This window comes from Parashewanella sp. 2210YD4-3, from assembly GCF_056591735.1.
Map to the genome: position 1 here is coordinate 172278 of NZ_JBWQOG010000003.1, position 23065 is coordinate 195342.

Annotated in this window: 25 protein-coding genes; 12 read left to right on the forward strand and 13 right to left on the reverse strand. The window is 38.5% G+C overall.

Annotated elements, in window-relative coordinates; genetic code table 11:
* Positions 1 to 19 precede the first annotated feature (19 nt).
* Entirely contained in the window at positions 20 to 2470 is a 2451-nt protein-coding gene (fadE, locus tag AC1EU0_RS06000; RefSeq protein WP_480301187.1) for an acyl-CoA dehydrogenase FadE, read from the reverse strand.
* A 280-nt stretch (positions 2471 to 2750) separates the two neighbouring features.
* Here fadE and AC1EU0_RS06005 point away from each other — a divergent pair, with 280 nt between their 5' ends.
* The gene (locus AC1EU0_RS06005) at positions 2751 to 3524 is read left to right on the forward strand and encodes a class II glutamine amidotransferase (RefSeq protein ID WP_480301189.1); all 774 of its coding nucleotides are present in this window, start codon (positions 2751 to 2753) and stop codon (positions 3522 to 3524) included.
* On the opposite strand, the gene AC1EU0_RS06010 is transcribed toward AC1EU0_RS06005, so the two are convergent.
* The 4 genes from AC1EU0_RS06010 to AC1EU0_RS06025 form a co-directional block, all read right to left on the reverse strand.
* Positions 3521 to 4291, reverse strand: a complete 771-nt coding sequence (locus tag AC1EU0_RS06010; protein ID WP_480301191.1) for a DUF3108 domain-containing protein — start codon at positions 4289 to 4291, stop codon at positions 3521 to 3523. The genes AC1EU0_RS06005 and AC1EU0_RS06010 overlap by 4 nt on opposite strands.
* An 8-nt stretch (positions 4292 to 4299) precedes the next feature.
* Positions 4300 to 4665, reverse strand: a complete 366-nt coding sequence (locus AC1EU0_RS06015) for an MGMT family protein (protein WP_480301561.1) — start codon at positions 4663 to 4665, stop codon at positions 4300 to 4302.
* Positions 4666 to 4750: 85 nt separating this feature from the next.
* Positions 4751 to 5164: a CBS domain-containing protein gene (locus AC1EU0_RS06020; RefSeq protein WP_480301193.1), complete on the reverse strand. Its 414-nt coding sequence runs from the start codon at positions 5162 to 5164 to the stop codon at positions 4751 to 4753.
* A 117-nt stretch (positions 5165 to 5281) separates the two neighbouring features.
* Positions 5282 to 5929, reverse strand: coding sequence for a class I SAM-dependent methyltransferase (locus tag AC1EU0_RS06025; protein WP_480301194.1), 648 nt, complete (start codon positions 5927 to 5929; stop codon positions 5282 to 5284).
* A gap of 77 nt (positions 5930 to 6006) precedes the next feature.
* Between AC1EU0_RS06025 and AC1EU0_RS06030 the strand changes: the two genes are divergently transcribed.
* From AC1EU0_RS06030 to AC1EU0_RS06050, 5 genes are all read left to right on the forward strand, one after another.
* On the forward strand, positions 6007 to 6552 hold the full coding sequence (locus AC1EU0_RS06030) for a hypothetical protein (RefSeq protein WP_480301196.1): 546 nt from the start codon (positions 6007 to 6009) through the stop codon (positions 6550 to 6552).
* 75 nt (positions 6553 to 6627) lie between these two features.
* The gene (locus tag AC1EU0_RS06035) at positions 6628 to 7398 is read left to right on the forward strand and encodes a class I SAM-dependent methyltransferase (protein WP_480301198.1); all 771 of its coding nucleotides are present in this window, start codon (positions 6628 to 6630) and stop codon (positions 7396 to 7398) included.
* Positions 7399 to 7410: 12 nt separating this feature from the next.
* Positions 7411 to 7869: a nuclear transport factor 2-like protein gene (locus AC1EU0_RS06040; protein ID WP_480301200.1), complete on the forward strand. Its 459-nt coding sequence runs from the start codon at positions 7411 to 7413 to the stop codon at positions 7867 to 7869.
* A gap of 216 nt (positions 7870 to 8085) precedes the next feature.
* Positions 8086 to 8475 carry a hypothetical protein gene (locus AC1EU0_RS06045; protein WP_480301201.1) on the forward strand — a complete coding sequence of 130 codons (390 nt, stop codon included), beginning with the start codon at positions 8086 to 8088 and terminating at the stop codon, positions 8473 to 8475.
* A 47-nt stretch (positions 8476 to 8522) separates the two neighbouring features.
* Entirely contained in the window at positions 8523 to 10433 is a 1911-nt protein-coding gene (locus AC1EU0_RS06050; protein ID WP_480301203.1) for an ATP-dependent DNA helicase, read from the forward strand.
* A 45-nt stretch (positions 10434 to 10478) separates the two neighbouring features.
* On the opposite strand, the gene trxB is transcribed toward AC1EU0_RS06050, so the two are convergent.
* Both trxB and ald read right to left on the reverse strand, forming a co-directional pair.
* A complete protein-coding gene (gene trxB / locus AC1EU0_RS06055) occupies positions 10479 to 11432 on the reverse strand; it encodes a thioredoxin-disulfide reductase (protein ID WP_480301204.1) in 954 nt (317 codons plus the stop codon).
* Positions 11433 to 11570: 138 nt separating this feature from the next.
* Positions 11571 to 12683 (reverse strand): alanine dehydrogenase, encoded by a 1113-nt coding sequence (gene ald / locus AC1EU0_RS06060; protein WP_480301205.1) that lies wholly within the window; start codon positions 12681 to 12683, stop codon positions 11571 to 11573.
* A 177-nt stretch (positions 12684 to 12860) separates the two neighbouring features.
* Between ald and lrp the strand changes: the two genes are divergently transcribed.
* From lrp to serS, 6 genes are all read left to right on the forward strand, one after another.
* Positions 12861 to 13364 (forward strand): leucine-responsive transcriptional regulator Lrp, encoded by a 504-nt coding sequence (gene lrp / locus AC1EU0_RS06065; protein ID WP_480301206.1) that lies wholly within the window; start codon positions 12861 to 12863, stop codon positions 13362 to 13364.
* Positions 13365 to 13477: 113 nt separating this feature from the next.
* Positions 13478 to 15901 carry a DNA translocase FtsK gene (locus tag AC1EU0_RS06070; protein ID WP_480301208.1) on the forward strand — a complete coding sequence of 808 codons (2424 nt, stop codon included), beginning with the start codon at positions 13478 to 13480 and terminating at the stop codon, positions 15899 to 15901.
* A gap of 13 nt (positions 15902 to 15914) precedes the next feature.
* A complete protein-coding gene (gene lolA, locus AC1EU0_RS06075; RefSeq protein ID WP_480301209.1) occupies positions 15915 to 16535 on the forward strand; it encodes an outer membrane lipoprotein periplasmic chaperone LolA in 621 nt (206 codons plus the stop codon).
* A gap of 11 nt (positions 16536 to 16546) precedes the next feature.
* On the forward strand, positions 16547 to 17878 hold the full coding sequence (locus tag AC1EU0_RS06080) for a replication-associated recombination protein A (protein ID WP_480301211.1): 1332 nt from the start codon (positions 16547 to 16549) through the stop codon (positions 17876 to 17878).
* Positions 17871 to 18245, forward strand: a complete 375-nt coding sequence (gene crcB, locus AC1EU0_RS06085) for a fluoride efflux transporter CrcB (RefSeq protein WP_480301212.1) — start codon at positions 17871 to 17873, stop codon at positions 18243 to 18245. Before AC1EU0_RS06080 ends, crcB begins: the two co-directional genes overlap by 8 nt.
* Before the next feature lie 17 nt (positions 18246 to 18262).
* Positions 18263 to 19549 (forward strand): serine--tRNA ligase, encoded by a 1287-nt coding sequence (gene serS, locus AC1EU0_RS06090; protein ID WP_480301214.1) that lies wholly within the window; start codon positions 18263 to 18265, stop codon positions 19547 to 19549.
* Positions 19550 to 19780: 231 nt separating this feature from the next.
* Here serS and AC1EU0_RS06095 read toward each other — a convergent pair whose 3' ends face one another.
* The 6 genes from AC1EU0_RS06095 to punR all read right to left on the reverse strand — a co-directional run bounded on the left by AC1EU0_RS06095 (position 19781) and on the right by punR (position 22938).
* Entirely contained in the window at positions 19781 to 20116 is a 336-nt protein-coding gene (locus tag AC1EU0_RS06095) for a TusE/DsrC/DsvC family sulfur relay protein (RefSeq protein ID WP_480301216.1), read from the reverse strand.
* Positions 20113 to 20379 carry a DsrH/TusB family sulfur metabolism protein gene (locus AC1EU0_RS06100; protein ID WP_480301217.1) on the reverse strand — a complete coding sequence of 89 codons (267 nt, stop codon included), beginning with the start codon at positions 20377 to 20379 and terminating at the stop codon, positions 20113 to 20115. The genes AC1EU0_RS06095 and AC1EU0_RS06100 overlap by 4 nt, the downstream gene beginning before the upstream one ends.
* An 11-nt stretch (positions 20380 to 20390) precedes the next feature.
* Positions 20391 to 20744 (reverse strand): sulfurtransferase complex subunit TusC, encoded by a 354-nt coding sequence (gene tusC / locus AC1EU0_RS06105; RefSeq protein ID WP_480301218.1) that lies wholly within the window; start codon positions 20742 to 20744, stop codon positions 20391 to 20393.
* Positions 20744 to 21133, reverse strand: a complete 390-nt coding sequence (tusD, locus tag AC1EU0_RS06110; RefSeq protein WP_480301220.1) for a sulfurtransferase complex subunit TusD — start codon at positions 21131 to 21133, stop codon at positions 20744 to 20746. The genes tusC and tusD overlap by 1 nt, the downstream gene beginning before the upstream one ends.
* 61 nt (positions 21134 to 21194) lie before the next feature.
* Positions 21195 to 21851 carry a Bax inhibitor-1/YccA family protein gene (locus tag AC1EU0_RS06115; protein WP_480301222.1) on the reverse strand — a complete coding sequence of 219 codons (657 nt, stop codon included), beginning with the start codon at positions 21849 to 21851 and terminating at the stop codon, positions 21195 to 21197.
* 184 nt (positions 21852 to 22035) lie between these two features.
* Positions 22036 to 22938, reverse strand: a complete 903-nt coding sequence (gene punR, locus AC1EU0_RS06120; RefSeq protein WP_480301224.1) for a DNA-binding transcriptional activator PunR — start codon at positions 22936 to 22938, stop codon at positions 22036 to 22038.
* Between the last annotated feature and the right edge of the window lie 127 nt (positions 22939 to 23065).

The window sequence follows — 23065 nt, forward strand, 5'->3', positions numbered from 1 at the left end:
TGCTTGTCCAGAAAAATGATCAGGCTGCATAAATGTCGCTTGTTTCCCTTTGCTCCATTTGCGCTTTTAGGGCGCTAGGATCAAAATCGTCAACGTTGATACTTCGTAAACGACCTTGCTCAGCTTTTTTCAATATTGAAATTTCAGTTTCGTCCAATACACCAAGCTCCTTACCCAAATCCGCGATTTCATCAAGTCGAATAAATGGAAGCTTTGTTTCAGCTGCTTCACATACCTTTTTATGCAGAGGTTCAGCAAGTAAGATTAATGCTAGCGCTTGCTCTTGCATTCCAATTGGATTGTTTTCATTCGCTTGGAAATATTGATAAGTACCTAAACGATTGCGACTTGCCGATGGTGTTTGCATGATTTGAGCGACCTTGTGATCAATCTGATCACTTGGACGTTTCACGCATCGACCGAATGGGAATAACATGAGCTTTAAAATCTTACCTAAGCCTTTAGGGAAGTTATCAAGCAATTCATCTAAGGATGTTTGTAGTTTATGAAGTGAGTCTTCTACCGCCCATTGCACTAACGGTAAATCTTCAGTTAAGCGACCATCATCGTTATATCGCTTTAGCGTTGCGGAAGTTAGATAGAGCTGACTTAATAAGTCGCCAAGCCTAGCAGAAATACGCTCTTTACGTTTTAGCTCACCTCCTAGAGTTGCCATTGCAATATCTGAAAGCAAAGCTAAGTTTGCGCTAAACCGATTCATATACTGATAATATCGTTTTGTTTTATCAGAGTATGGCGCATTTGAAAACCTTGCTCCTGTCAGACCTAACCAAAAGCTTCGACAAAAGTTACTAATGGCAAAGCCAATATGACCAAATACTGCGTTATCGAAATCTTTTAGTGCTTTAGCTGGATTACTATCAAAGGCTGACTGCATTTCAGCTAAAACAAAAGGATGGCAGCGTATTGCTCCTTGTCCATAGATAATCATTGAGCGGGTTAAAATGTTTGCTCCCTCAACTGTGACTGCAATGGGGGCAGCTTGATAACCTCTGCCTAGGTAGTTATTCGGACCTAAGCAGATGCCTTTGCCACCATGAATATCCATTGCATCGATGACACATTTCTGCATTCTATCAGTTAGGTGATACTTAACGATGGCTGAAATAACCGAAGGCTTTTCACCTAAATCAATACCTGTTGTGGTTAAGGATGTTACAGCTTCCATTAGGTAGGCATTACCGCCAATACGAGCCATTGGTTCTTCAATTCCCTCAAGCTTACCAATTGGAAGTTTAAATTGACGACGGATTCTAGCATAAGCACCAGTAGCTAGAGCTGCTGTTTTTACACCACCTGCTGCATTTGACGGTAAGGTGATCCCACGCCCAACAGACAGGCACTCAACTAACATTCGCCAGCCTTGACCTGCCATTTCTTTTCCGCCAATGATGTAATCGAGAGGAACAAATACTTCATTGCCTTGAGTAGGGCCATTTTGGAACATGCAATTAAGTGGAAAATGACGTCGGCCGATGATGACTCCGTGAGTTTCGGTCGGAATGAGGGCACAGGTAATTCCTAAATCTTCATTGTCACCAAGCAATTGTTCAGGATCTTTCAATTTAAATGCAAGACCTAGCACTGTCGCAATCGGTGCAAGGGTGATGTAACGTTTGTTCCAGGTAAGTTTCATACCCAAGATTTCTTCACCTTGCCATTCGCCTTTACAGACTATTCCAAAGTCAGGAATTGAACCTGCATCGCTTCCAGCTTCAGGGCTAGTTAATGCAAAACATGGAATTTCTAATCCTTTGGCTAATCTAGGCAAGTAATGGTCTTTTTGTGCTTCAGTACCATAATGCTGTAAAAGTTCGCCTGGTCCCAATGAGTTGGGTACTCCAACAGTACTTGCCAGTTCAGTGCTGACACCAGCAAGCTTTTGTAATACACGTGATTGGGCATAGGCTGAAAACTCCATTCCTCCATACTTTTTCTTAATAATCATTGAGAAAAAGCCATTATCTTTCAGGTACTGCCATACATGCTCAGGTAAATCTGCAAGTTCATGAGAAACTATATGTTGATTCACCATGCCGCAGACTTCTTCAACTGGGCCGTCAAGGAATGCTTGCTCTTCAGCAGTGAGTCTAACACTTGAGTAATTGTGCAACTTTTTCCAGTTAGGAGCTCCAGAGAATAAGTCTGCTTCCCACCAAGTAGTACCTGCTTCAAGTGCCTCTCTCTCTGTAGAAGACATTTCAGGCATAATTTTTTTGTATAACGCCAACATGGGTTTTGAAAATAAGTGTCGGCGAATAGCGTTTATATTAAGAGGAAGTGCGATGATTAAGAATAAGATAAATAGTGCTGGGTGATTAAAATTGAAATAGCTCATAGCACTGATGAACAAGCCTGTGAGTATCGTGGTTATCATTAAAGAAACACGTAAATATGAACAAGCCCCAATAAGTAAAAGTAGGGCAACTATCCAAGTAAGAGTTAACACAATGATTCTCCTTATTCTTTGTACCAATTCGATATAAAGTCTGCCTTATTAATTCTAGTATAGTACGTGGTCAGACCTCTGCCTTGGTTAAACATTAAACGTTGTGGAAACTTAATACAAGAATTTTTCAAACGATTGTTTGAATTTAAATTGAATTTAATCTAAGCAATTAAGAAAGTCTTTGGTTATTCAGATATTCTCATGGTCAAATAATTGTTAGTATTTCTATTCGATAGAGCTATTTGCTTTCTAGAATTTAAGTATTGTTGTTGAGAAGAATATGTGTGAATTACTGGCTATGAGCGCCAACGTGCCAACAGACATTGTATTTAGTTTTACTGGTTTGGTTGAACGTGGTGGGGTGACTGGCCCTCACGTGGATGGTTGGGGGATTGCTTTTTATGAGGGTAAAGGTAACCGGATTTTTAAAGACATAAAGCCTAGTTGTCAGTCTCATATTGCTGGGCTAATAAAATCATACCCTATTAAAAGTGTTTCTGTGATCAGCCATATTCGACAGGCAAATAGAGGAGAAGTGTCACTTGAGAACACTCACCCTTTTAATCGTGTGTTATGGGGCAAAAACTGGACATATGCCCATAATGGACAATTATCTGGCTACGAGACAAAGTTAGAGCCTAAACGTTTCTTGCCTGTCGGAGAGACTGACAGTGAGTTAGCCTTTTGTTGGATCATCGAAAAAGTATTACAGCGTTTTGGAGAGACAGAGCCTGCAGATTTACTCCCAGTGTTTCAATATATTGCCGAACTTGCCGATGAACTTAGAAAGTTTGGTGTATTTAATATGATCCTAACAGATGGAAAGTTCTTGATGGCTTACTGTAGTAATCATTTAAGTTATATCACTAGACGCGCGCCTTTTGGAAAAGCCATGTTGAAAGATACCGATATGACGGTGGATTTTGATAAAGAAACCACACCTAATGATGTGGTTACTGTGATCGCCACTAGGCCATTAACAACCAATGAGGAGTGGACCATATTAAAAGAGGGTGAATGGCGTTTATTCGAGTTAGGTGAACAACGGATTTAACTTTTAGGTTTAGCAGGGCTCGGGAAGGTAACAATAGGGCTTTCTCCTAAATATTCAGCAGATTTTAAAAATAGCTGAAATTGATTGCTGCCTTTTTTCACGTGCTGAACCTTTATTGGAAGGAAGCCATACTTTGGTGCAAGCCATACGTACGTTTGTCGTTTTTTACGCTTTTTAGCATCACGAACGACTTCTAGCTTGATGGCATCAAATGTTTTATTGCCAATCGTGATTTTTTCACTGCCAAGGGCGGCTAGTTCTATGTCATCTTCTTTATTGCTTCGCACGACATCATATTTTAGGGTTTGTTTTTTCTTTGCTAGATCCAGCCTCAACTGCATTTGGACTGACAAAACATCCCAAATATCATTTGTATATTCAAATTTCTTCTTTTTGTCCTTATATCGACTAACAATACTTTTTTGCTCTGGGAGGAATACAATTTGTTCTTGGAAGTCTGGTCCAAAACCCTTGCGATTATGGAAGAAACGAGTTGGGTGAATTTTGTCACCTTGGACATTAAACTCACTAGTGGCGTGTCTAACATCGGTGAGCACTAATAATGACAATGCACTATCGAATATGTACTGGTATTGTTGAGCAGATTTTTCCAATTGAAATCGTGCCTTTCCTAAATCTACATCACCATACTTAACCTGATACTCAACAGTTTGGGGAGTCAATGGCGTAATTGCATTTTCAGAAAATGCAAAATTTGAAAGTAAGAGTGAAACGGCTCCACACAGAACAACACTAATTTTCAACATATCGATCCTTAAAAAGGTAAGTCCATAACCAACGTAGCAATACAGGGTTGCCACTTATAATCTGACAATCGTACTTTACCTTGGTTCACTTCAATATTTTCACAACGTAGTAATTCAATTTGGGTTCGATATCCGTGAGAATCTTTTGGTAACGAAATTTTACCTTGGCTGTTAATAACTCTATGCCAAGGAGTATTGCGCGAGGGCGGCGAAGATTTTAACGCTTTTGATACTAAACGAGCTCGTTTAGGTAAACCTGCGAGATCAGCAACTTGACCGTAGGTGGTTACTTTTCCCTCTGGAATCATATCGACAACCATTAGGATTTTTTGAATGGGTGTCAGTTGAAGTTGCTGTTCATTGTCGTAGTGCATCGCCGTCAAATATCTCTGAATTTTTAACCATTAGTATGTGTGATAAAGCTTGGCTAGAAAAGCGCATTTTTCTAATTGAGTAAAATCAAACCGCTTTGCAATTGTTGTAGACGACTGCTAGTGCACACAGAATTCTCGTTCGCGTAATAATCCCTGTAACGCGACCACTTTCATCAACGACAGGGTAGTTTTTAGGTTTATCTCCAAGCATTTGCTCAGCCAGTGTTATCACTGATGTGTCTTCACTAACAGACAGAGGCTCTCCTCGCATTAAATCGGCGACAGTCATGCCTGAGTCGCAGTGATAGCTAGCGTGTAGCATTGGTTTTAATAGTTCATGTTCAGATAGGTAAGCCACCAGCTTTTTATTGCTATCTACAACTGGTGCTCCTATCAAGTTAAATGAATTTAGAAGCTCAATAGCAAGGCTTATCTCTGTTTCTGGGTGAATAATTGGAAATTGCGCCTGCATGTGTTCTTTTACTGACATCTTGTTCATTACTAAACTCCTTATCGAAAAACTTATTATGAGTATTAATTAGATAGAATCTAAGGTAAATCAGTTAAAATAAATTATGGCAATCGCTTTAATTGATGAAAGTATTACAAGATATCTTTATAAGCGATTGAAATACATAATGTGGCCTTTAAAATCAGACAATTGTGATTGCTTAGGTTGTACAATCGCACACTCAAATCCTGCTTGTTCAATTTGTTTGCAGAGCCGTGACTTTCTTCCTCGGCCAGGATCAACAAGAATCATTTCCCCTTTTGGTTTTGTATGCTTTAGCAAAAACTGACTTAATGTTTTTACTTGATGATCTTCGTATAGTAGGTCGCTGCCAATGATCAGATCAAATCGACCTAAATTATCATTGTCACTCTCCCAGTTTATCCGCTCAAATTGTATCGGGCTATGATGATTGAGTTTGTTATTACGTTCTATGAAACTTTGGGCTGCAGGGTGGTAATCACTCGCTGTAATGTTGGCATTGAGTTTATTTAACAAAAGGCTGCTCACACCGATTCCGCAACCTACTTCTAATATTCGTTTATGTTTAAAATCAAAATCTTGAACATATTCGGCAAGAATGATTCCAGATGGCCATAACACACCGAATAGGGGCCATAGAGCGGGTGATATGCCAGCCGCTTCTGCTCTACCATCAGGATCGGAGTATTGGTTGCTATCTCGAAGAGAGCAAATATGAAGGTCAGTTACAGCAAATTCTAATGTTTGATAGCGCAAGCGTAAATTTCCCATACTTATAGTTATAGCAGACAATTTTACAGCTATCGGATAAGCAACTATTTTTAAGGGAAATATCAAGGAGTGATGAAATGAAGAGTGTAACTTTGGCATTAGGGTTATTAGGTAGTATTTTTTACAGCACTAATTCGTACGCAGGTGAACCCCCAATATTTAATGATCGCCCAATTGTGTGTATGGACATATCTCAAGTATCGAATCAACACAGTCCGAATGTATTGTTTCATTCATTAAGGGATTGCTTGAAAAAGCGTGATTTTTGGAAAGCGGCCAAGCTTAACTTTGCAGCCAATTTATATGGCAATTACGATGCGCTAAGAGTAGATGGAGAACCAGAAAATACCGCATTTAACAAGTTACGCTTGAAAGCGGTTAAAGATATACCTCTTCATGTGTATAGTACGTTTCAACAGACATCAGAAGCATTGCTGCGTGATAAAAAAAAGAAGGATCAGCTTTGTAAGTTGATGACAGTAATTGGAAAACCAGACTATCACCCAAGTTATATTTATAAGCATGCAGAACAGTATTCTAAAGTTAACTTATCTATCAACACAGGTAAGCAAGGTAACAAGTTTTGGAAAAAAGTACTTTTAAATGATGGTCACTGCATGTAACCAATCTATTTTACAGTAGACCGTTAGCTTTAAATGTGATTTCATGTAGCTAAATAATAACAATGACTTAGCTACATGGACTACCTTACTATCAATCGTGAAACGTGGAATAAACGTACTCAAATTCACGTCAAATCAGAATTTTATAACGTCGATGGTTTTATCAACGGAAAAACTAGCCTTAATGAAATTGAGCTTTCGGCTTTACCTGATGTTAAAGATAAAACCTTATTACATCTTCAATGCCACTTTGGATTAGATACATTAAGTTGGGCACGTCGCGGTGCTAAAGTAACAGGTGTTGATTTATCCGACGCTGCTATTTCACAAGCAAGAGACCTTGCGGAAAAAACTAATCTAAAAGCGAACTTTGTTTGCAGTGACGTTTATGGCTTTAATGAAATTAACCAAGATAAGTTCGATATTGTATTTACATCATATGGCGCTATTTGTTGGTTACCTTGTTTAAAGCAATGGGCAAAAGTTATTGCAAACAGCTTACAAGCAGGTGGCACCTTTTATATGGCTGAATTTCACCCTTGTTACGATCTAATTTCAGGCTATTCCTACTTTGATAAAGCACAACCTGATATTGAGGAAGAAGTAACTTACTCTGAAAATGCGGGAGATCAAACATCAAAAGTGGTTCTTTGGCCTCACGCAATTTCAAATGTAATCAATGCGTTGATTAATGAAGGGTTAATTATTGAGGAAATTAATGAATTTCCATATAGCCCTTATAACTGTTTTGATGGAATGGAAGAAATTGCCAAAGGTAAGTACGTTATTTCACATAAAGATAATAATGTACCACTAGTCTTTTCAATAAAAGCAACAAAACAATGAATAGGATAAAACATGAAAGGGATATCGTTAATTATTTTAGGGCTGCTGTTTACTTTTAATGTGAGTGGCAAAGAGTTTGATGGTCAGAAGTTCGCAAATGACTATTACCAAGCGCTTATCAACACTCAAATGCCTAATGCAACGCAGAAAGATATAGAACATTATTTGTCTTTTCTAAAAGAGGATACTGGTAATCAGCACATACCATATCAACCTGACGATACGAGAAAGCCGGGTGCGATTGATAGATTTCGCAAGGGAATGACGTATTACCTAGGCTCACACACATTTTATGAGGCTAAATTGATCGAGACCAATGTTGGTGATGGCTTTATCATTGTAAAATTTCATAACAAAGCTAGTGGAATACACCCTCAAAATAAGCAAGCTATTTCTTATGCTAAGACTGTAATGGAAGTATTGGAAATAGAAGATGATAAAGTGGCAAGGATCAGAAGGTACACATATTAAATAATCTGAGTTCTACATCACGAGGGGGCGTTCCCAATTAGATTTTTGATTTGCTGCTGTTAATTTTGTGGTTAAACAAGGCGGAAAATGTGCGCTGTAGTTATTCTACATAAACATTTGACAACGCAGTTTAAACACAAAATAAACGCAGCCCTACGAATAATAATTTCGATATTATATCGCTATGGATTTAGTCATATAAAACAGAGGTTAATTATGATCGATGTGAGAAACAAAAGACTGTGGCAAGTTTACATATTGTTATTAATAACCACGATAGCAATTAGAACTATAGAGCGGCTACATATTGATTCAGGTGGTTTTATTAGTAACTTCTTGCCTATTATTGTGACTGTTTGGGTTGGCTATGGTATTTATGCCTGTAGTAACCATAAATCTGTACTTAATCAATACGTATGGCGTTTTACTAGCTGGCTTGTGTTAATTGCGTTAACCCTTGGGGTCGCATTTGGTGGTTATCTATTAGTACAAAATGGGCTCTTAGATAGAGGCGGGCTAATCCTTATCACTTATTCAGTATTGTTGATCCCAGCGTTTTATAAAATTTGGCAGTATGGTTATCGTTTACCGAATATTTGGCGTTAGCGAATGTGGTACACTGATTGAAATAACAGAAAATAAGAATTAGTTGCTTGAAAAAACAGTACCATCTACTTTGTCGGCAATATTTCGAAGCCAATGGCCATTTGGCTCAGTCCATTCGTGGATATCGAGTAAGACAAGGGCAAATTCAAATGGCAGAGCTGGTGGCTCAAGCCATTAGTACTGGTGACAATACGATTATTGAAGCAGGAACAGGAATAGGTAAAAGCTTTGGTTATTTAGTTCCTGTAATTTTGTCGAAAAAAAAAGTCATTATTAGTACTGCGACTAAGAACCTACAGCAACAACTTTTTGATAAAGATCTTCCCGTTATTAAGCAGTTGATCAATCCCCATTTAAAAGTCGCTATTCTCAAAGGTGTTTCAAACTACCTATGCAAGCTCAAGTTGAGCGAACAACTCAACCAAGCTGTGTCACATGATCAAATTTTTCTATCAGAAATATTAAGGCTTAATCAATGGCAAACGGTCACTAAAGACGGTGATTTAAACAAGCTAAATACCGTTTCAGAGAAAGCCGACTCTGTATCATCGGTAAGAACCGATCATAGTTCTTGTATAGGGAAAGCTTGTCAGTTCTTTAGTGAATGCTTTTTTAAAAAAGCCATTTCAAAAGCTAAACAGGCTGATCTTGTCGTCTTAAATCACCACCTTTTAGCAGATGAAATCCAAGACTTTGCAGCTGAAGAACAAAAAATTTTAAAACCCGAATCCGTACTTATTATTGATGAGGCGCATTCGTTCCCTGATGTTGTCACAGAGGTTTGTGGAACAAGCATTTCTTTCCATGAGGTAATTACAAGAATAAAAAAATTTTTTGATGCTTATAAGGCCGAAGCGGGAGATTTACCCGAACTGGAAGCGAGTTATCAGGTATGTCTAAAAGCAAGTGAGCGATTCAGACTATATATAAAAAGCTCTGAGCGGAAAAACATTAACTTTGATCACTTACTTAGTAATAGACAATCAGCAGACATTTGGTGGCAGTGGCTTTCTTCGATTAAAGAAATCAAGCGTCTAATGGTGCTATTAGAAGGCCGCTTAGTTGATGCAGTCTTTTATCAAGAGCAAGCTCAAGATATGCTCAATAAACTTGAACAGCTCTCCCAGCAACGCCAGGTAGGGTCATATGCTGTCATTGAGTCACAAGCACAAGGCCACCGAATCAGATTTAAAGAGGTGTTGTTAAACCCGTCTTTTCAAATCGCGCCAGTAATTAATTCTTCGGTTTCTTGCATTTTTACTTCAGCCACTATGCAAATTGATGGCAGTCTCAGTTACATTAAGAAAATGCTTGGATTACAGGGTGGAACTGAATCCATAATTTCCACACCGTTTTCATATCAAAAGCAAGCCATGCTATATGTTCCTCAATATACCAATTTTGACGATATTCGTGTCTGTATTGATTTGATAAATAAAAATGAGGGTAGAACATTTATATTGTGCTCCAGCACTGAATCCATTCAACGCATTTCTAATCTGCTAGCAGGAAAAATTAATTATCCTCTTTTGGTTCAAGGGCAAACTGGTAGAGAAGCGCTCATTCAAAAATATCGAATCTTAGGTAATGCTGTTCTCATTGGCAGCTTCACTTTTTGGGAAGGAGTTGATATTAAAGGTCGGTTATTGAGTAATATTATCATTGATAAATTACCTTTCTCCTCTCCTGAAGAGCCACTCATTGAAGCGAAACTTAAAGTAGCAGAAATAAATAGCATTGATGGATTTGCAAATATTTTGTTACCTAAAGCGGTACTGAGGTTTAAGCAGGGAGTAGGGCGATTATTAAGACATGAAACCGATAAAGGTTTAATCACTTTGCTAGATGATAGAATTATTAATAAGGCTTATGGTCATTCATTTATCAACTCGATTCCTCCCATCAGCAAAACTCGTAACCATCAAACTGCTTTAACATTTTTGGAAATGTTGCCATAAAGAATGCCAGCTCTATGGCTGGCATCTAAATTCAATATGTGTCACTTATTCTTGAGCATCAAGAAAGCGCTCAGCATCAAGTGCTGACATACAACCTGCACCTGCAGAAGTAATCGCTTGGCGATAGTGCTGATCCATAACGTCACCACAAGCAAACACACCTTCAACAGATGTTTGAGTCGCGTTACCTTGTAGCCCAGATTCAACTTTGATGTAGCCATTGTTCATTTCTAACTGGCCCTCAAAGATTTGAGTGTTTGGTTTGTGGCCAATAGCAACAAAGACACCAGCAACTTCTAAATCAGTGATGCTTTCATCTTTAGTACTTTTTAGTTTAAGCCCAGTAACACCCATATCATCACCAACGACTTCACTCATGGTTTGATCAAGGTGAAGAATAATGTTTCCTTCTTCAACTTTTTTCATTAGTCGGTCGGTCAATATTTTTTCAGAGCGGAAAGTATCACGACGGTGAACTAAATGTACTTCTGAAGCAATATTGCTTAGATACAATGCTTCTTCAACAGCAGTGTTGCCACCACCAATTACTGCAACTTTTTGATTGCGATAAAAGAAACCATCACAAGTTGCACAGGCAGAGACACCTTTACCCATAAAGGCTTGCTCTGATTCAAGACCTAAATACATTGCCGATGCACCAGTGGCGATAATTAGTGCGTCACATGTATATTCACCTGAGTCGCCTTTTAAACGGAAAGGGCGCTGAGATAAGTTAGTTTCATTAATATGATCGAATATGATCTCAGTATTAAATTTCTCAGCATGCTTTTGCATACGGTCCATAAGAGCTGGGCCAGTCAGATCATCCGCATCACCAGGCCAGTTTTCAACTTCAGTCGTAGTAGTTAGCTGACCACCTTGTTGCATGCCAGTGATCATTACTGGTTGTAAATTGGCACGTGCAGCATAAACAGCAGCAGTATAACCAGCAGGTCCTGATCCTAAGATCAATAACTTACAATGACGAGCTTCAGTCATTTGATTCTCCAAAATTATTCGAACGGCTTGGATTGTAGGTAAATCGTAGTTGAAATTAAAGATAAATATTTCGATTACTTAAATCGATTTTATAAAAAAGGGAGCAAATTTGCTCCCTTGATGTGAAGAAAAACTGAATTAGATAAGAGATTCAGCTGAAACGTATTCCATGCCATGAGCTTCAGCAACTTCTTCAATCGTTACTTTACCGTGCATAACATTTAATCCATTTAATAAATGCTTATCAGCTTGTAATGCAGCTTTATAACCTTTATCAGCTAGCGTGATAATGTAAGGCAAGGTAGCGTTATTTAAAGCAAAGGTTGAAGTACGAGCAACCGCACCTGGCATATTTGCTACACAATAATGTACAACACCATCTACCATATAAGTTGGTTCTTGGTGAGTTGTTGCTTTTGCTGTTTCGGCACAGCCACCTTGGTCAATGGCAACATCTACGATAGCAGAACCTTTCTTCATACGGCTGATGTGATCACGTGTGATTAATTTAGGAGCCGCTGCACCTGGGATAAGTACACCACCAATCACTAAATCAGCTTCTAATACATGACGCTCAATTGAGTCTGCAGTAGAGTATACCGCTTTAACGCTAGAGCCGAACTGTACGTTTAAGCGACGAAGAGTATCGATGTTACGATCTAGAATAGTAACGTCTGCCCCCATTCCGATAGCCATTTGTGCTGCGTTACTACCAACCATGCCGCCACCAATGATGACAACTTTTGCAGGCTCTACACCTGGAACACCACCTAATAGCATTCCACGACCACCTTTAGACTTCTCAAGAGCCATGGCGCCAGCTTGGATAGACATACGTCCAGCCACTTCTGACATAGGCGCTAAAAGAGGTAAGCCGCCTCGATCATCCGTTACCGTTTCGTAAGCAATACATACAGCACCGCTTTCAACTAATTCCTGTGTTTGTGGAAGATCTGGCGCTAAGTGTAAATATGTGAATAAGATTTGATCATGGCGAAGCATTGCACGTTCAACGGCTTGAGGCTCCTTAACTTTTACGATCATTTCTGCTTGTGCGAAGACTTCAGCAGCAGTGTCTAGAACTTCCGCACCTGCATTGATGTAGTCTTCATTTGAAAAACCAATACCTTCACCAGCATGTGTCTCTACGTAGACCTTGTGACCCTTTTGAGTCAGCTCACGTACGCTTGACGGAACCATACCTACACGATATTCGTGATTTTTAATTTCTTTTGGTACACCAATAATCATTTTAAAGCCTCAACTTGCTTTGCCGTTTTTAAAACGGTGTTTTTTTATTTATTTATCATACAAAAGATGTATATCTCAGTGTTATTTAGTATATTATTCCTGTTGCAGTTTATGTTGCTAAACTTTGGCTGTACATAGCATAAAACACTTTAATTTCTAGATTTTGTGGTTGATAAAATGTCATATAATAAAAAGAGTCCTATAAAAGACTTGGATCGTATCGATAAAAACATACTTAATGAACTTCAAGTAGACGGTCGAATTTCAAATGTAGAACTCTCAAAGCGGGTTGGTTTAAGTCCTACACCTTGTTTAGAGCGTGTGAAGCGCTTAGAAAAGCAAGGTTATATCAATGGCTACACAGCGCTTGTAAACCCTCATTTTTTAGGTGCCACTCTTCTTGTTTTTGCGGAAATCACACTAAAAAAAGATAACCCAGAAGTATTTGAAAACTTTAATCGAGCAGTTCAGCTTTTAGATGATATTCAAGAATGTCATTTAGTTTCCGGTGACTTCGATTATCTTTTAAAAACGAGAGTTGCAGACATGTCAGCCTATCGTAAACTTTTAGGTGAAACTTTACTCAAATTACCTTCAGTCTCTGACACCCGTACTTATGTAGTTATGGAAGAGGTGAAGCAAACTAACAAAATATCCATTAATCATTTTGCTGAAAGTTAACAATTTTGTTAGATAAGGGAGCTGTGGCTCCCTTTTTTTATTCTTAAATGCTAGTATTCTCTGAGGGTATAATCTTCTCTTCTTTTTATTTTTAGATAGTAAGGCTTGTTAATTTGTCACAGGGAAAAAAAGTAACCAAATTAAATGGTGTTCAAAGGCTTTTTGAAGGTGCGCTAGTCATATTTTGTATGGTGGCAACTTTTATACTTATTGCTCTGGCTAGTTTTAATCCTATGGATGCAGGTTGGAGTCAATCAAGTTTTCAGGGAAAAATAACTAATTTAGCAGGCTCAGTCGGCGCTTTAGTTGCTGATGTACTTCTTTATTTCTTTGGTTATGTCGCATTTTTAATTCCTGTCATCATCGCTTCATTGGGTTGGCTTCTTTTTAAGCGCGCTTACAAATTAACAGAAATTGATTATTTTACGGTAGGTTTACGACTGATTGGCTTTTTCATGATGATATTAAGCCTAGCAACCTTAGCAAGTCTCAATGCTAATGATATATACCAATTTTCCGCGGGTGGTTTAACAGGCAATATCATTGGCCACATTATGGTTGAATATTTTAACCATATTGGTACCACACTTTTATTATTATGTTTCTTGATTGCTGGTTTTACTCTTTTGACAGGCGTCAGCGTTGTCACCTTAATCGAATATATTGGTCAATATACAATCGTTTTCTTTAAGGCTCTATATTCGATACCGCAGCGCTTTAATAAAAAGGATGATGAAGAAGAACCAGAAGATAATGAAACAACAAGCTTCAGTGCAATCGTCTCAAAAGTTAAACAATTGCGAGATAAAAAACCTCAAGCAGAGGAAAAAACAGAGCCTGAATTTGGTTCATCATCAGAGCCTGCATCACAAAAAGTTGAACCTGTTTTGAACAATGATGTCGTTCAAGATGATCATCCACCACAGGACATTATTTTTGAATCTAATCCACAAGAGCCGAAAGATCAAAAAGCGAAAGTGGTTGATGGCATTGTAGTTATCCCTGGTAAAGAAAACAAAGTCGCTAAAAAAGACTTGCCACCACTGCCAAGCATTTCATTACTTGATGTCCCTAATCGCAAAGTGAACCCGATTAGTCAGGAAGAGTTAGACCAAGTCGCAAAATTAGTGGAAGCAAAACTAGCCGATTTTAACATCTCTGCAAAGGTTGTTGAGGTGTCACCAGGTCCTGTTATTACTCGCTTTGAACTTGAACTCGCCCCAGGTATTAAGGCTTCAAAAATATCTAACCTTTCAAAAGATTTAGCGCGCTCTTTATTATCTGAAAGTGTACGTGTAGTCGAGGTTATCCCTGGCAAGCCTTATGTTGGCCTTGAGCTTCCCAATAAATATCGTGAAACCGTCTTTATGCGAGATGTGTTGGATTGTGAAGCGTTTGAAGACAGCAAATCACAATTATCAATGGTGTTAGGGCAAGATATATCTGGTGATCCCGTAGTCGTCGACCTTGGCAAAATGCCTCATTTACTTGTAGCAGGTACAACTGGTTCTGGTAAATCGGTTGGTGTAAACGTAATGATCACCAGTCTCCTCTACAAGTCTGGGCCTGAAGACGTTCGATTCATTATGATCGACCCTAAAATGTTAGAGCTTTCCGTTTATGAAGGTATTCCACATTTACTTTGTGATGTTGTCATTGACATGAAGGAAGCGGCCAATGCATTACGCTGGTGTGTTGGGGAAATGGAGCGTCGCTACAAACTCATGTCAGCATTAGGTGTCCGTAACCTCAAAGGTTATAACGCCAAAATCAGTGCAGCAAAAGCAAAGGGCGAAGAAATTTATGATCCTTTGTGGAAGCCAAATGACAGTATGGATGATTCTGCTCCAGCTTTAGATAAACTTCCATCTATTGTTGTGGTTGTCGATGAATTTGCTGACATGATAATGATTGTTGGTAAAAAGGTAGAGGAACTAATTGCTCGTATTGCTCAAAAAGCACGCGCGGCTGGTATTCACTTAATTCTGGCAACACAGCGTCCATCTGTAGATGTTATTACAGGTTTAATTAAAGCCAACGTACCGACACGTATGGCTTTCCAAGTTTCTTCACGTGTAGATTCAAGGACCATTATTGATCAACAAGGTGCTGAAACCTTACTTGGTATGGGAGACATGCTTTATCTTCCACCAGGAACATCAGTACCAATGCGTGTTCATGGCGCATTTATAGATGATCATGAAGTCCACAAAGTAGTAGCTGATTGGAAAGAGCGTGGTGAACCTGAATACGTTGATGAAATATTAAATGGCTCAAGCGAAGGCTCTGAAGTTCTATTACCGGGTGAATCATCTGAATCTGAAGATGAATTAGATGCGCTTTATGATGAAGCGGTAGCTTTTGTTACAGAAACACGAAGAGGCTCCATCTCAAGTGTGCAACGTAAATTTAAAATTGGATACAATAGGGCTGCACGCATTATTGAGTCTATGGAAGCGCAAGGTGTCGTTAGTTCACCAGGCCATAACGGTAATCGAGAAGTACTTGCTCCACCACCTCCAAAGAATGATTATTAGGTACCGAAACGTAATGAAAAAGAAATTAAGCTATACGGTTTTAGTCAGTTTGTCCCTTTTTTCAGCCGCAAGTTTGGCTTCTGATGCTGATTTATTACGGCAGAAACTTACTAGTATCGATTCGCTTCATGCCCAATTTACACAGCGAGTCACAGACATTAACGGTAAAGTCATTCAAAATGGTAGTGGAGTGTTTGCGCTTTCTAACCCGAGTAAATTATATTGGAATCTGGTTGACCCTGACGAATCTTTAATCGTAGCGAACAAAGATACTGTTTGGGTGTATAACCCATTTGCTGAAGAAGTTACAATTTTTAGCTTAGACCAAGCTATAGCGTCATCACCAATGACATTACTGATTCATCGCGACACTAGAACTTGGTCAAAATATACAGTGGTAAAAAAAGATAATTGTTTTGAAATCACGCCTAAGGTTGCGGAAGGAAATGTAACTCAAGTTTCAGCTTGTTTTGATGGGAAGCAAATATCTAAATTTTCTATTCATGACACTCAAGGGAATATCAGTGATTTTTCTTTAAGTAAGCAAAGAAATTTAAGTCCAGAAGAATCCAGTCTATTTAATTTTATACCACCTAAAGACGTTGATATTGATGATCAACGTTTACACAATTAAAAGAGGGCGGGGTGAGCAGTCTAACTTTTGATTTTTCTCCTGACTTCAGACCTCTTGCGGCTAGAATGCGGCCACAAACGTTTGATGAGTATCTCGGTCAAAATCATATTCTTGGTTTAGATAAACCATTAAGAAAGTCTTTAGAAAATGGTCGAGCTTATTCGATGCTATTTTGGGGGCCTCCTGGAACAGGGAAAACCACATTAGCTGAACTCATTGCACATTATACTAATGCCCATGTAGAGCGTATTTCTGCTGTATCATCGGGTGTAAAAGACATTCGAGCCGCAATTGAGCAAGCCAAAGCTATTGCCCAGTCACGTAGTCAGCAAACCCTACTTTTTGTAGATGAAGTACACCGTTTTAATAAAAGTCAGCAAGATGCTTTTTTACCCTACATTGAAGATGGCACGGTTATTTTTATTGGTGCTACTACTGAAAATCCAAGTTTTGAAGTAAATAAAGCGTTGCTTTCTCGTGCTAGGGTTTATTTGATTAAGAGTCTACAAGATTCCGATATTATTAACCTTTGTCAAAGAGCCGTATCTGATAAAGAACGTGGAATAGGTGACAAACAGCTTACATTACCAAATGATGTCGCTGAAAAGTTAGCACTACACAGTGATGGTGATGCGCGGCGGGCGTTGAATCTTTTAGAGTTAATGTCTGATATGTCTGAAGTTGGCACTTCACTTTCTATTGAGACCCTAAACCAAGTTGCTGGTCATCAAGTAGCTAACTATGACAAAAAAGGAGATCAGTTCTATGATCTGATTTCTGCTGTTCACAAATCAGTTCGAGGTTCTGCACCTGATGCAGCCTTGTACTGGTATTGTCGCATATTAGAAAGTGGTGGTGAGCCTTTATATGTTGCCCGAAGATTACTTGCAATCGCGTCTGAAGACATAGGCAATGCTGATCCTAATGCAATGACTGTAGCAATGAATGCATGGGATTGTTTTCACCGTGTAGGCCCATCAGAAGGAGAAAGGGCAATTGCACAAGCAGTCATTTATCTGGCATGTGCGCCTAAAAGCAACTCAGTTTATACCGCCTATAAACAAGCAAGAGCATTGGCAAGAGAAACCGGTAGTTTAGACGTTCCTGTTCATTTAAGAAACGCTCCGACATCGTTAATGCAAGACCTAGGTTATGGTGCCGAGTATCGATATGCACACGATGAGCCTAATCATTACGCCGCAGGTGAAAACTACTTCCCTGAAGTGATAAAAGATTCTGCATTTTACTCTCCAACAGAGCATGGGTTTGAAAAGAGAATCAAACAAAAATTGCATGATTTAAAGGAAATAGATCAGCAAAGTACGGTAAAACGCTATGAATAATATTGCTTTTATAGCTCTTGGTGGTGCTATTGGAGCTTGTTTACGGTATTTGATTTCATTATTTATGCTTCAAGTATTTGGAACAGGATTTCCTTTTGGTACACTTGCAGTTAATATCATAGGTTCGTTTTTGATGGGTGTTGTTTTTGCAGTCGGAGAGGTGTCGCATCTTTCCCACGAACTAAAGGCGTTAATCGCAGTTGGTTTTTTAGGAGCATTAACTACATTTTCTACCTTTTCGAACGAAACTCTTCTGCTTATGCAGGAGGGCAAGATTATTCAAGCTTTAATGAACGTGTTGCTCAATGTCAGTTTATGTCTGTTAATGGTATATGCTGGTCAGCAGCTCATTTTGTCTCGTGTTTAAACAATAAGAATTGAATCATGTTAGATCCTAAATACCTTCGTAATGAAGTTGAAGTTACAGCTGAAAAGTTAGCTTCTCGCGGTTTTATCCTAGATGTTGCCCGTATAACAAAACTTGAAGAAAGCAGAAAATCCCTACAAGTTGAAACAGAAGAACTACAAGCGAAGCGTAATTCGATCTCAAAGTCCATTGGTCAAGCTAAAGCTAAAGGTGAAGATATTCAGCCTATTCTTGCTCAAGTTGGTGACCTTGGAAATCAACTTGACGCTAAAAAAGCGGAATTGGCTTCTCTACTTGATGAATTAAGTGGAATTGCACTGACACTACCTAACTTACCTGATGAATCAGCGCCTATTGGTAATGATGAAGCTGAAAATGTTGAAGTACGCCGCTGGGGTACGCCTCGTGAATTTAATTTTGAGGTTAAAGATCACGTTGATCTAGGTGAGGCTTTAGAAGGTTTAGACTTTAAAAATGCAGTTAAGCTTACTGGTTCACGATTTATCGTGATGAAAGGTCAAATAGCTCGTATGCACAGAGCACTAGCTCAACTTATGCTAGATACGCATACCCTTGAGCATGGATATACTGAAGCTTATGTTCCTTATTTAGTTAACGCAGATAGTTTACTGGGTACAGGCCAGTTACCTAAGTTTGGTGAAGACTTATTCCACACTAAACCTGCAACTGAAGAAGGCCAAGGTCTTAGCCTGATCCCAACCGCAGAAGTGCCTTTAACTAACTTAGCTCGTGACACAATTGTTAACGAAGAAGAATTGCCAATTAAATTTACTGCTCATACACCTTGTTTCCGTAGTGAAGCAGGTTCTTATGGTCGTGATACTCGAGGCCTGATTCGTCAGCATCAATTTGATAAAGTTGAGTTAGTTCAGCTCGTTAAGCCTGAGAATTCGATGCAAGCTCTTGAAGACTTAACAGGTCACGCTGAAAAGATTCTTCAGCTTTTAGGATTACCTTATCGTGTTATGTCACTTTGTACAGGTGATATGGGCTTTGGTGCAAGCAAAACATATGATTTAGAAGTATGGTTACCTGCTCAAAATACGTTCCGTGAGATATCTTCCTGTTCAAATATGAAAGACTTCCAAGCTCGTCGTATGCAAGCGCGTTATAAAGGAAAGTCAGATAAGAAAACTGAACTACTGCATACATTAAATGGCTCTGGTCTTGCAGTTGGGCGAACCTTAGTGGCTATTCTTGAAAACTACCAGAATGAAGATGGTTCTATTACAGTACCAGAAGCGCTTAGAAGCTACATGGGTGGCATTAAAAAGATAGGCTAAGCTAAAAACTTGATCTATTATAAAAAGCCTCTTTTTGAGGCTTTTTTATTGGAGAATAAAGGTCGTGCTGATCTTTCGTGTATATTTTTCCAGCTGAGATCAATAATTATTTATACCAAGTTAAGCTGGATGAAGAAATGGTGAAATTGAGAACCCCAAGTTCTGGTTGTAATAAAACGCACTGTATTCAGTTACAACGCGTTCTTCAACGCTACGTTGACTTATACAAATTTAAATACATTTAGCTGGTTTAGGTAACCCTGCAATTTTGGTTGCTTGTTTGGCTGGACCAAGTGGGAAAAGCTTGTAAAGATATTTTGAATTTCCTTTCTCTTCGCCTAATTTATTTGCAATTGCCTTAACCAATACTCTTATAGCTGGGCTAGTTTTGTATTCAAGATAAAACTCTCGCACAAATCTTACTACTTCCCAATGTGCATCACTCAATTCAATCTTTTCAGATGTAGCTAATATAGGAGCCAACTCTTCTGACCACTCCTTATAGTCAATGAGATATCCTTGTTTGTCAGTTGCGATAACTTTATTGCTAATTTCTAGTTGGTTCACCAAGTTACTACCTTTTTACACGTTAAACTTAATTCAATAAATTGCTGATAATTAATAACTGCGAATTCCTTCAAATATGAACCTAATCCAGATGCTTTAACGTCTTGTTCTAAAATATAAACCTTTCGATTATCAAGACCATTTAAAGTAGATAAAAGCTCAGGTAGATACTGACTTGTTACTATTAAAGGATCCTGAGCATTTGTATAGGTAATACATAAAGAAAGGGCATTTGCTTGCTTTTGGATAATATGTAAATTCATAATTTACCAACCTAAAAAACCAATACTTCATCAGCATTATCAATATGTTCTGATATCGCTATTTTGCTAAGACTACCCACATCCATAATGAAATCTTCTGCTGTTAAGTTAAACTTTGACAGCGAATCTGAGCAAAAATAAATGTTCTCAACATCATAAAGTGGCAGGGCTTTTAGTGTCGATATGTAATCTTTTCCGCCATTAGATTCTGGTTGCTGCTTGATTAAATTCAATATTCCTTGATCAACAAAAATAACGCTGATTTGTTGTTCAAAGCTAGCACTAAGCATTGTGAAATCTAAACCTTCTCGACCCACGGCATTATTTGCAGGATTAGAGCTAAAAATTACAGTTATTTTTTTCATTAGAAGGTGATCACTCTATCTGCGGTTTCCAGACCTGTTACTAACTCACCAAGTCCCGCCATTATAAAGGGGGGCTCAACGTTAAAGCCTATTAGCTCTTCTTCGCTAGCCTCTTGTTGTGCAACTATACCTCTGCGTAAGGCTGCCGAAACACAACACACTAATTGCACTTTATATTCTGAAGCCAAAGTTTGCCATTGTCGATTAATGTTAGATTCATCAGATGCAGGGCAAAGCAGGGCGTTTGCATGAGTAACGCCATCTTGATAAAAAAATACTTTAGTCAACTCATGCTCTGATTCGATAATGGCTTTGGCTGTTTCGATTGCTCTGAATGAAGCAGGATCGCCATAAGCATTCGAGGTAACTTGAATTACAAATTTGCTCATATTGAACTTAAAAAAATGACCCGCATAAGCGAGCCATTTTATCCTAATCAGGTTCAGACTTTTAGTCTCTATTTGCACCAAGTAAATTTAAAAGTGCAATAAACAGATTTAAGAAGTCTAAATATAAAGAAATTGTGGCTCGAATATAGTTCGTTTCGCCACCATTTACGATTCGGCTAGTATCAAACAAGATAAACCCGGTCATCAATAAAGCAATACCAGCATTAGTCACCATGAATAACATGCTGTTACCAAGGAAGATATTAACGACTGCAGCGACAACCATGACGATTAAACCGGCAAACAGGAAACCACGTAAAAATGAAAAATCTTTCTTTGTGGTTAAAGCATAAAAAGACAGGCCAATAAAAATGGCTGAAGTTAAGCCTAAAGCTTGCATTATCAGCGATGGACCGTTTGCCAGCGCTAGATAGTGGTTCAATAGGTAACCTAAGGAAGCACCTTCCATGCCTGTAAAAGCAAATATCCAGAAAATGCCAGATGCGCCCTCTGCTTTTTTAAGGGTAACAAATAGTAAGATCAAGCCACCGATAGAAAGCCCAATTGACATCAGTGGGCTAATATTCATAGCCATAGCTAAACCAGCACATAAAGCTGAAAAAGCTAACGTCATTGAAAGCAACATATAAGTGTTTTTCAACATTTTATTGACTTCTAGCGAAGAAGCACGACTAGAGTAGACAGTCTGTTGGTTCATTTCATTCTCCTTTGATAACGAAACGAGTTATTCTCTAATTTTAGATGATTATAACCACAAAGAGTTCATATATATTTAAACTCTATCATTTTTATCATCTTAAGTCTTTTATTGCATGTGAAGATTTCTTTAAGGATTAGATTCATTGTTTCAAAACAAACTTGCAAATAAATATTAATACAAATTAACTAAGCCACTGTTTTCTTAGGTTTTCTGTGTCTCCAAAGTAATCGACTAACCAAGTTAATGCTTCGGACTTATTGTCACTGAGCCAAGCAATACAGCAAGTTTCTTGTTGCAATGGATTTTCAACCGTTTTTGCTTTTAATCGACCAGATTGGATGAAAATATCAACTAAATGAGCAGGGAAATAACCGACTCCTAGGCCTGTTGCCACACAATTTATTGCTCGTATCCAATCAGGTACAACTATTCGTCGCTGATTAGGTAGTCGCCATAACTCACGTTTTTTACTTTCTCTTGCTGTATCTTCAACGCAAACTGCAGGAAATTGTTGTAGGTCGTTAGCCGTTAGCGGTGACTCTACATTTGCCATAGGATGCTTTGCACCAACACAAAATACCCAATTGATTTCGCCCATATCCCTATATTTATAGTTTCCACCATTGGGGATAGCAGTAGTTGCACCAACCGCAATATCAGATTCTCCACCCACTAAGCTTTCCCATACACCATTAAATACACCAAGCTTTACAGTAAGCTCCACGTCATTAAAGGCTTTGTAAAAGTCACCAATTAAGGCACTGATCTTATCGGCACGAAGAGCATTATCAAAAGTAATTGCAATGCTTGGTCGCCAATTGTTGGCGATGCGTTGAGTGCTAGTTTTTATTTGATCTAGTTGAAGTAGTAGATTCCGTGTTTCTTGCACAAAGTGAGAACCAGCGGGGGAAAGGCTCACGCTACGATGATGACGAATAAAGATTTTGATTCCTAACTCATCTTCAGCCTGTTTAATTGAGTAACTAACAGCAGAGGGCACTTTATTCAATAGATTTGCTGCTGCAGTGAAGCTTCCTAGATCAGCTACAGTATGAATTAAACGTAGAGTAGACTCTGATAACATAGTAATGACTTTCCATTGCCTTCAATATTTTTCACTGCGTTAACAATAGAGTTATTTGATATTTTATTCAATAAAATACATCTATTTTCCAGAACTATTGTTTGTTAGTTGTGCAGTTGATCTTCCG

What these genes read in the sequence shown, in the direction of transcription:
- AC1EU0_RS06005 (WP_480301189.1), top strand. Translation starts at nt 2,751, where the DNA reads ATGTGTGAATTACTGGCTATGAGCGCCAACGTGCCAACAGACATTGTA.
- AC1EU0_RS06010 (WP_480301191.1), bottom strand. Translation starts at nt 4,291, where the DNA reads ATGTTGAAAATTAGTGTTGTTCTGTGTGGAGCCGTTTCACTCTTACTT.
- AC1EU0_RS06015 (WP_480301561.1), bottom strand. Translation starts at nt 4,665, where the DNA reads ATGCACTACGACAATGAACAGCAACTTCAACTGACACCCATTCAAAAA.
- AC1EU0_RS06020 (WP_480301193.1), bottom strand. Translation starts at nt 5,164, where the DNA reads ATGAACAAGATGTCAGTAAAAGAACACATGCAGGCGCAATTTCCAATT.
- AC1EU0_RS06025 (WP_480301194.1), bottom strand. Translation starts at nt 5,929, where the DNA reads ATGGGAAATTTACGCTTGCGCTATCAAACATTAGAATTTGCTGTAACT.
- AC1EU0_RS06030 (WP_480301196.1), top strand. Translation starts at nt 6,007, where the DNA reads ATGAAGAGTGTAACTTTGGCATTAGGGTTATTAGGTAGTATTTTTTAC.
- AC1EU0_RS06035 (WP_480301198.1), top strand. Translation starts at nt 6,628, where the DNA reads ATGGACTACCTTACTATCAATCGTGAAACGTGGAATAAACGTACTCAA.
- AC1EU0_RS06040 (WP_480301200.1), top strand. Translation starts at nt 7,411, where the DNA reads ATGAAAGGGATATCGTTAATTATTTTAGGGCTGCTGTTTACTTTTAAT.
- AC1EU0_RS06045 (WP_480301201.1), top strand. Translation starts at nt 8,086, where the DNA reads ATGATCGATGTGAGAAACAAAAGACTGTGGCAAGTTTACATATTGTTA.
- trxB (WP_480301204.1), bottom strand. Translation starts at nt 11,432, where the DNA reads ATGACTGAAGCTCGTCATTGTAAGTTATTGATCTTAGGATCAGGACCT.
- ald (WP_480301205.1), bottom strand. Translation starts at nt 12,683, where the DNA reads ATGATTATTGGTGTACCAAAAGAAATTAAAAATCACGAATATCGTGTA.
- lrp (WP_480301206.1), top strand. Translation starts at nt 12,861, where the DNA reads ATGTCATATAATAAAAAGAGTCCTATAAAAGACTTGGATCGTATCGAT.
- lolA (WP_480301209.1), top strand. Translation starts at nt 15,915, where the DNA reads ATGAAAAAGAAATTAAGCTATACGGTTTTAGTCAGTTTGTCCCTTTTT.
- crcB (WP_480301212.1), top strand. Translation starts at nt 17,871, where the DNA reads ATGAATAATATTGCTTTTATAGCTCTTGGTGGTGCTATTGGAGCTTGT.
- serS (WP_480301214.1), top strand. Translation starts at nt 18,263, where the DNA reads ATGTTAGATCCTAAATACCTTCGTAATGAAGTTGAAGTTACAGCTGAA.
- AC1EU0_RS06100 (WP_480301217.1), bottom strand. Translation starts at nt 20,379, where the DNA reads ATGAATTTACATATTATCCAAAAGCAAGCAAATGCCCTTTCTTTATGT.
- tusC (WP_480301218.1), bottom strand. Translation starts at nt 20,744, where the DNA reads ATGAAAAAAATAACTGTAATTTTTAGCTCTAATCCTGCAAATAATGCC.
- tusD (WP_480301220.1), bottom strand. Translation starts at nt 21,133, where the DNA reads ATGAGCAAATTTGTAATTCAAGTTACCTCGAATGCTTATGGCGATCCT.
- AC1EU0_RS06115 (WP_480301222.1), bottom strand. Translation starts at nt 21,851, where the DNA reads ATGAACCAACAGACTGTCTACTCTAGTCGTGCTTCTTCGCTAGAAGTC.
- punR (WP_480301224.1), bottom strand. Translation starts at nt 22,938, where the DNA reads ATGTTATCAGAGTCTACTCTACGTTTAATTCATACTGTAGCTGATCTA.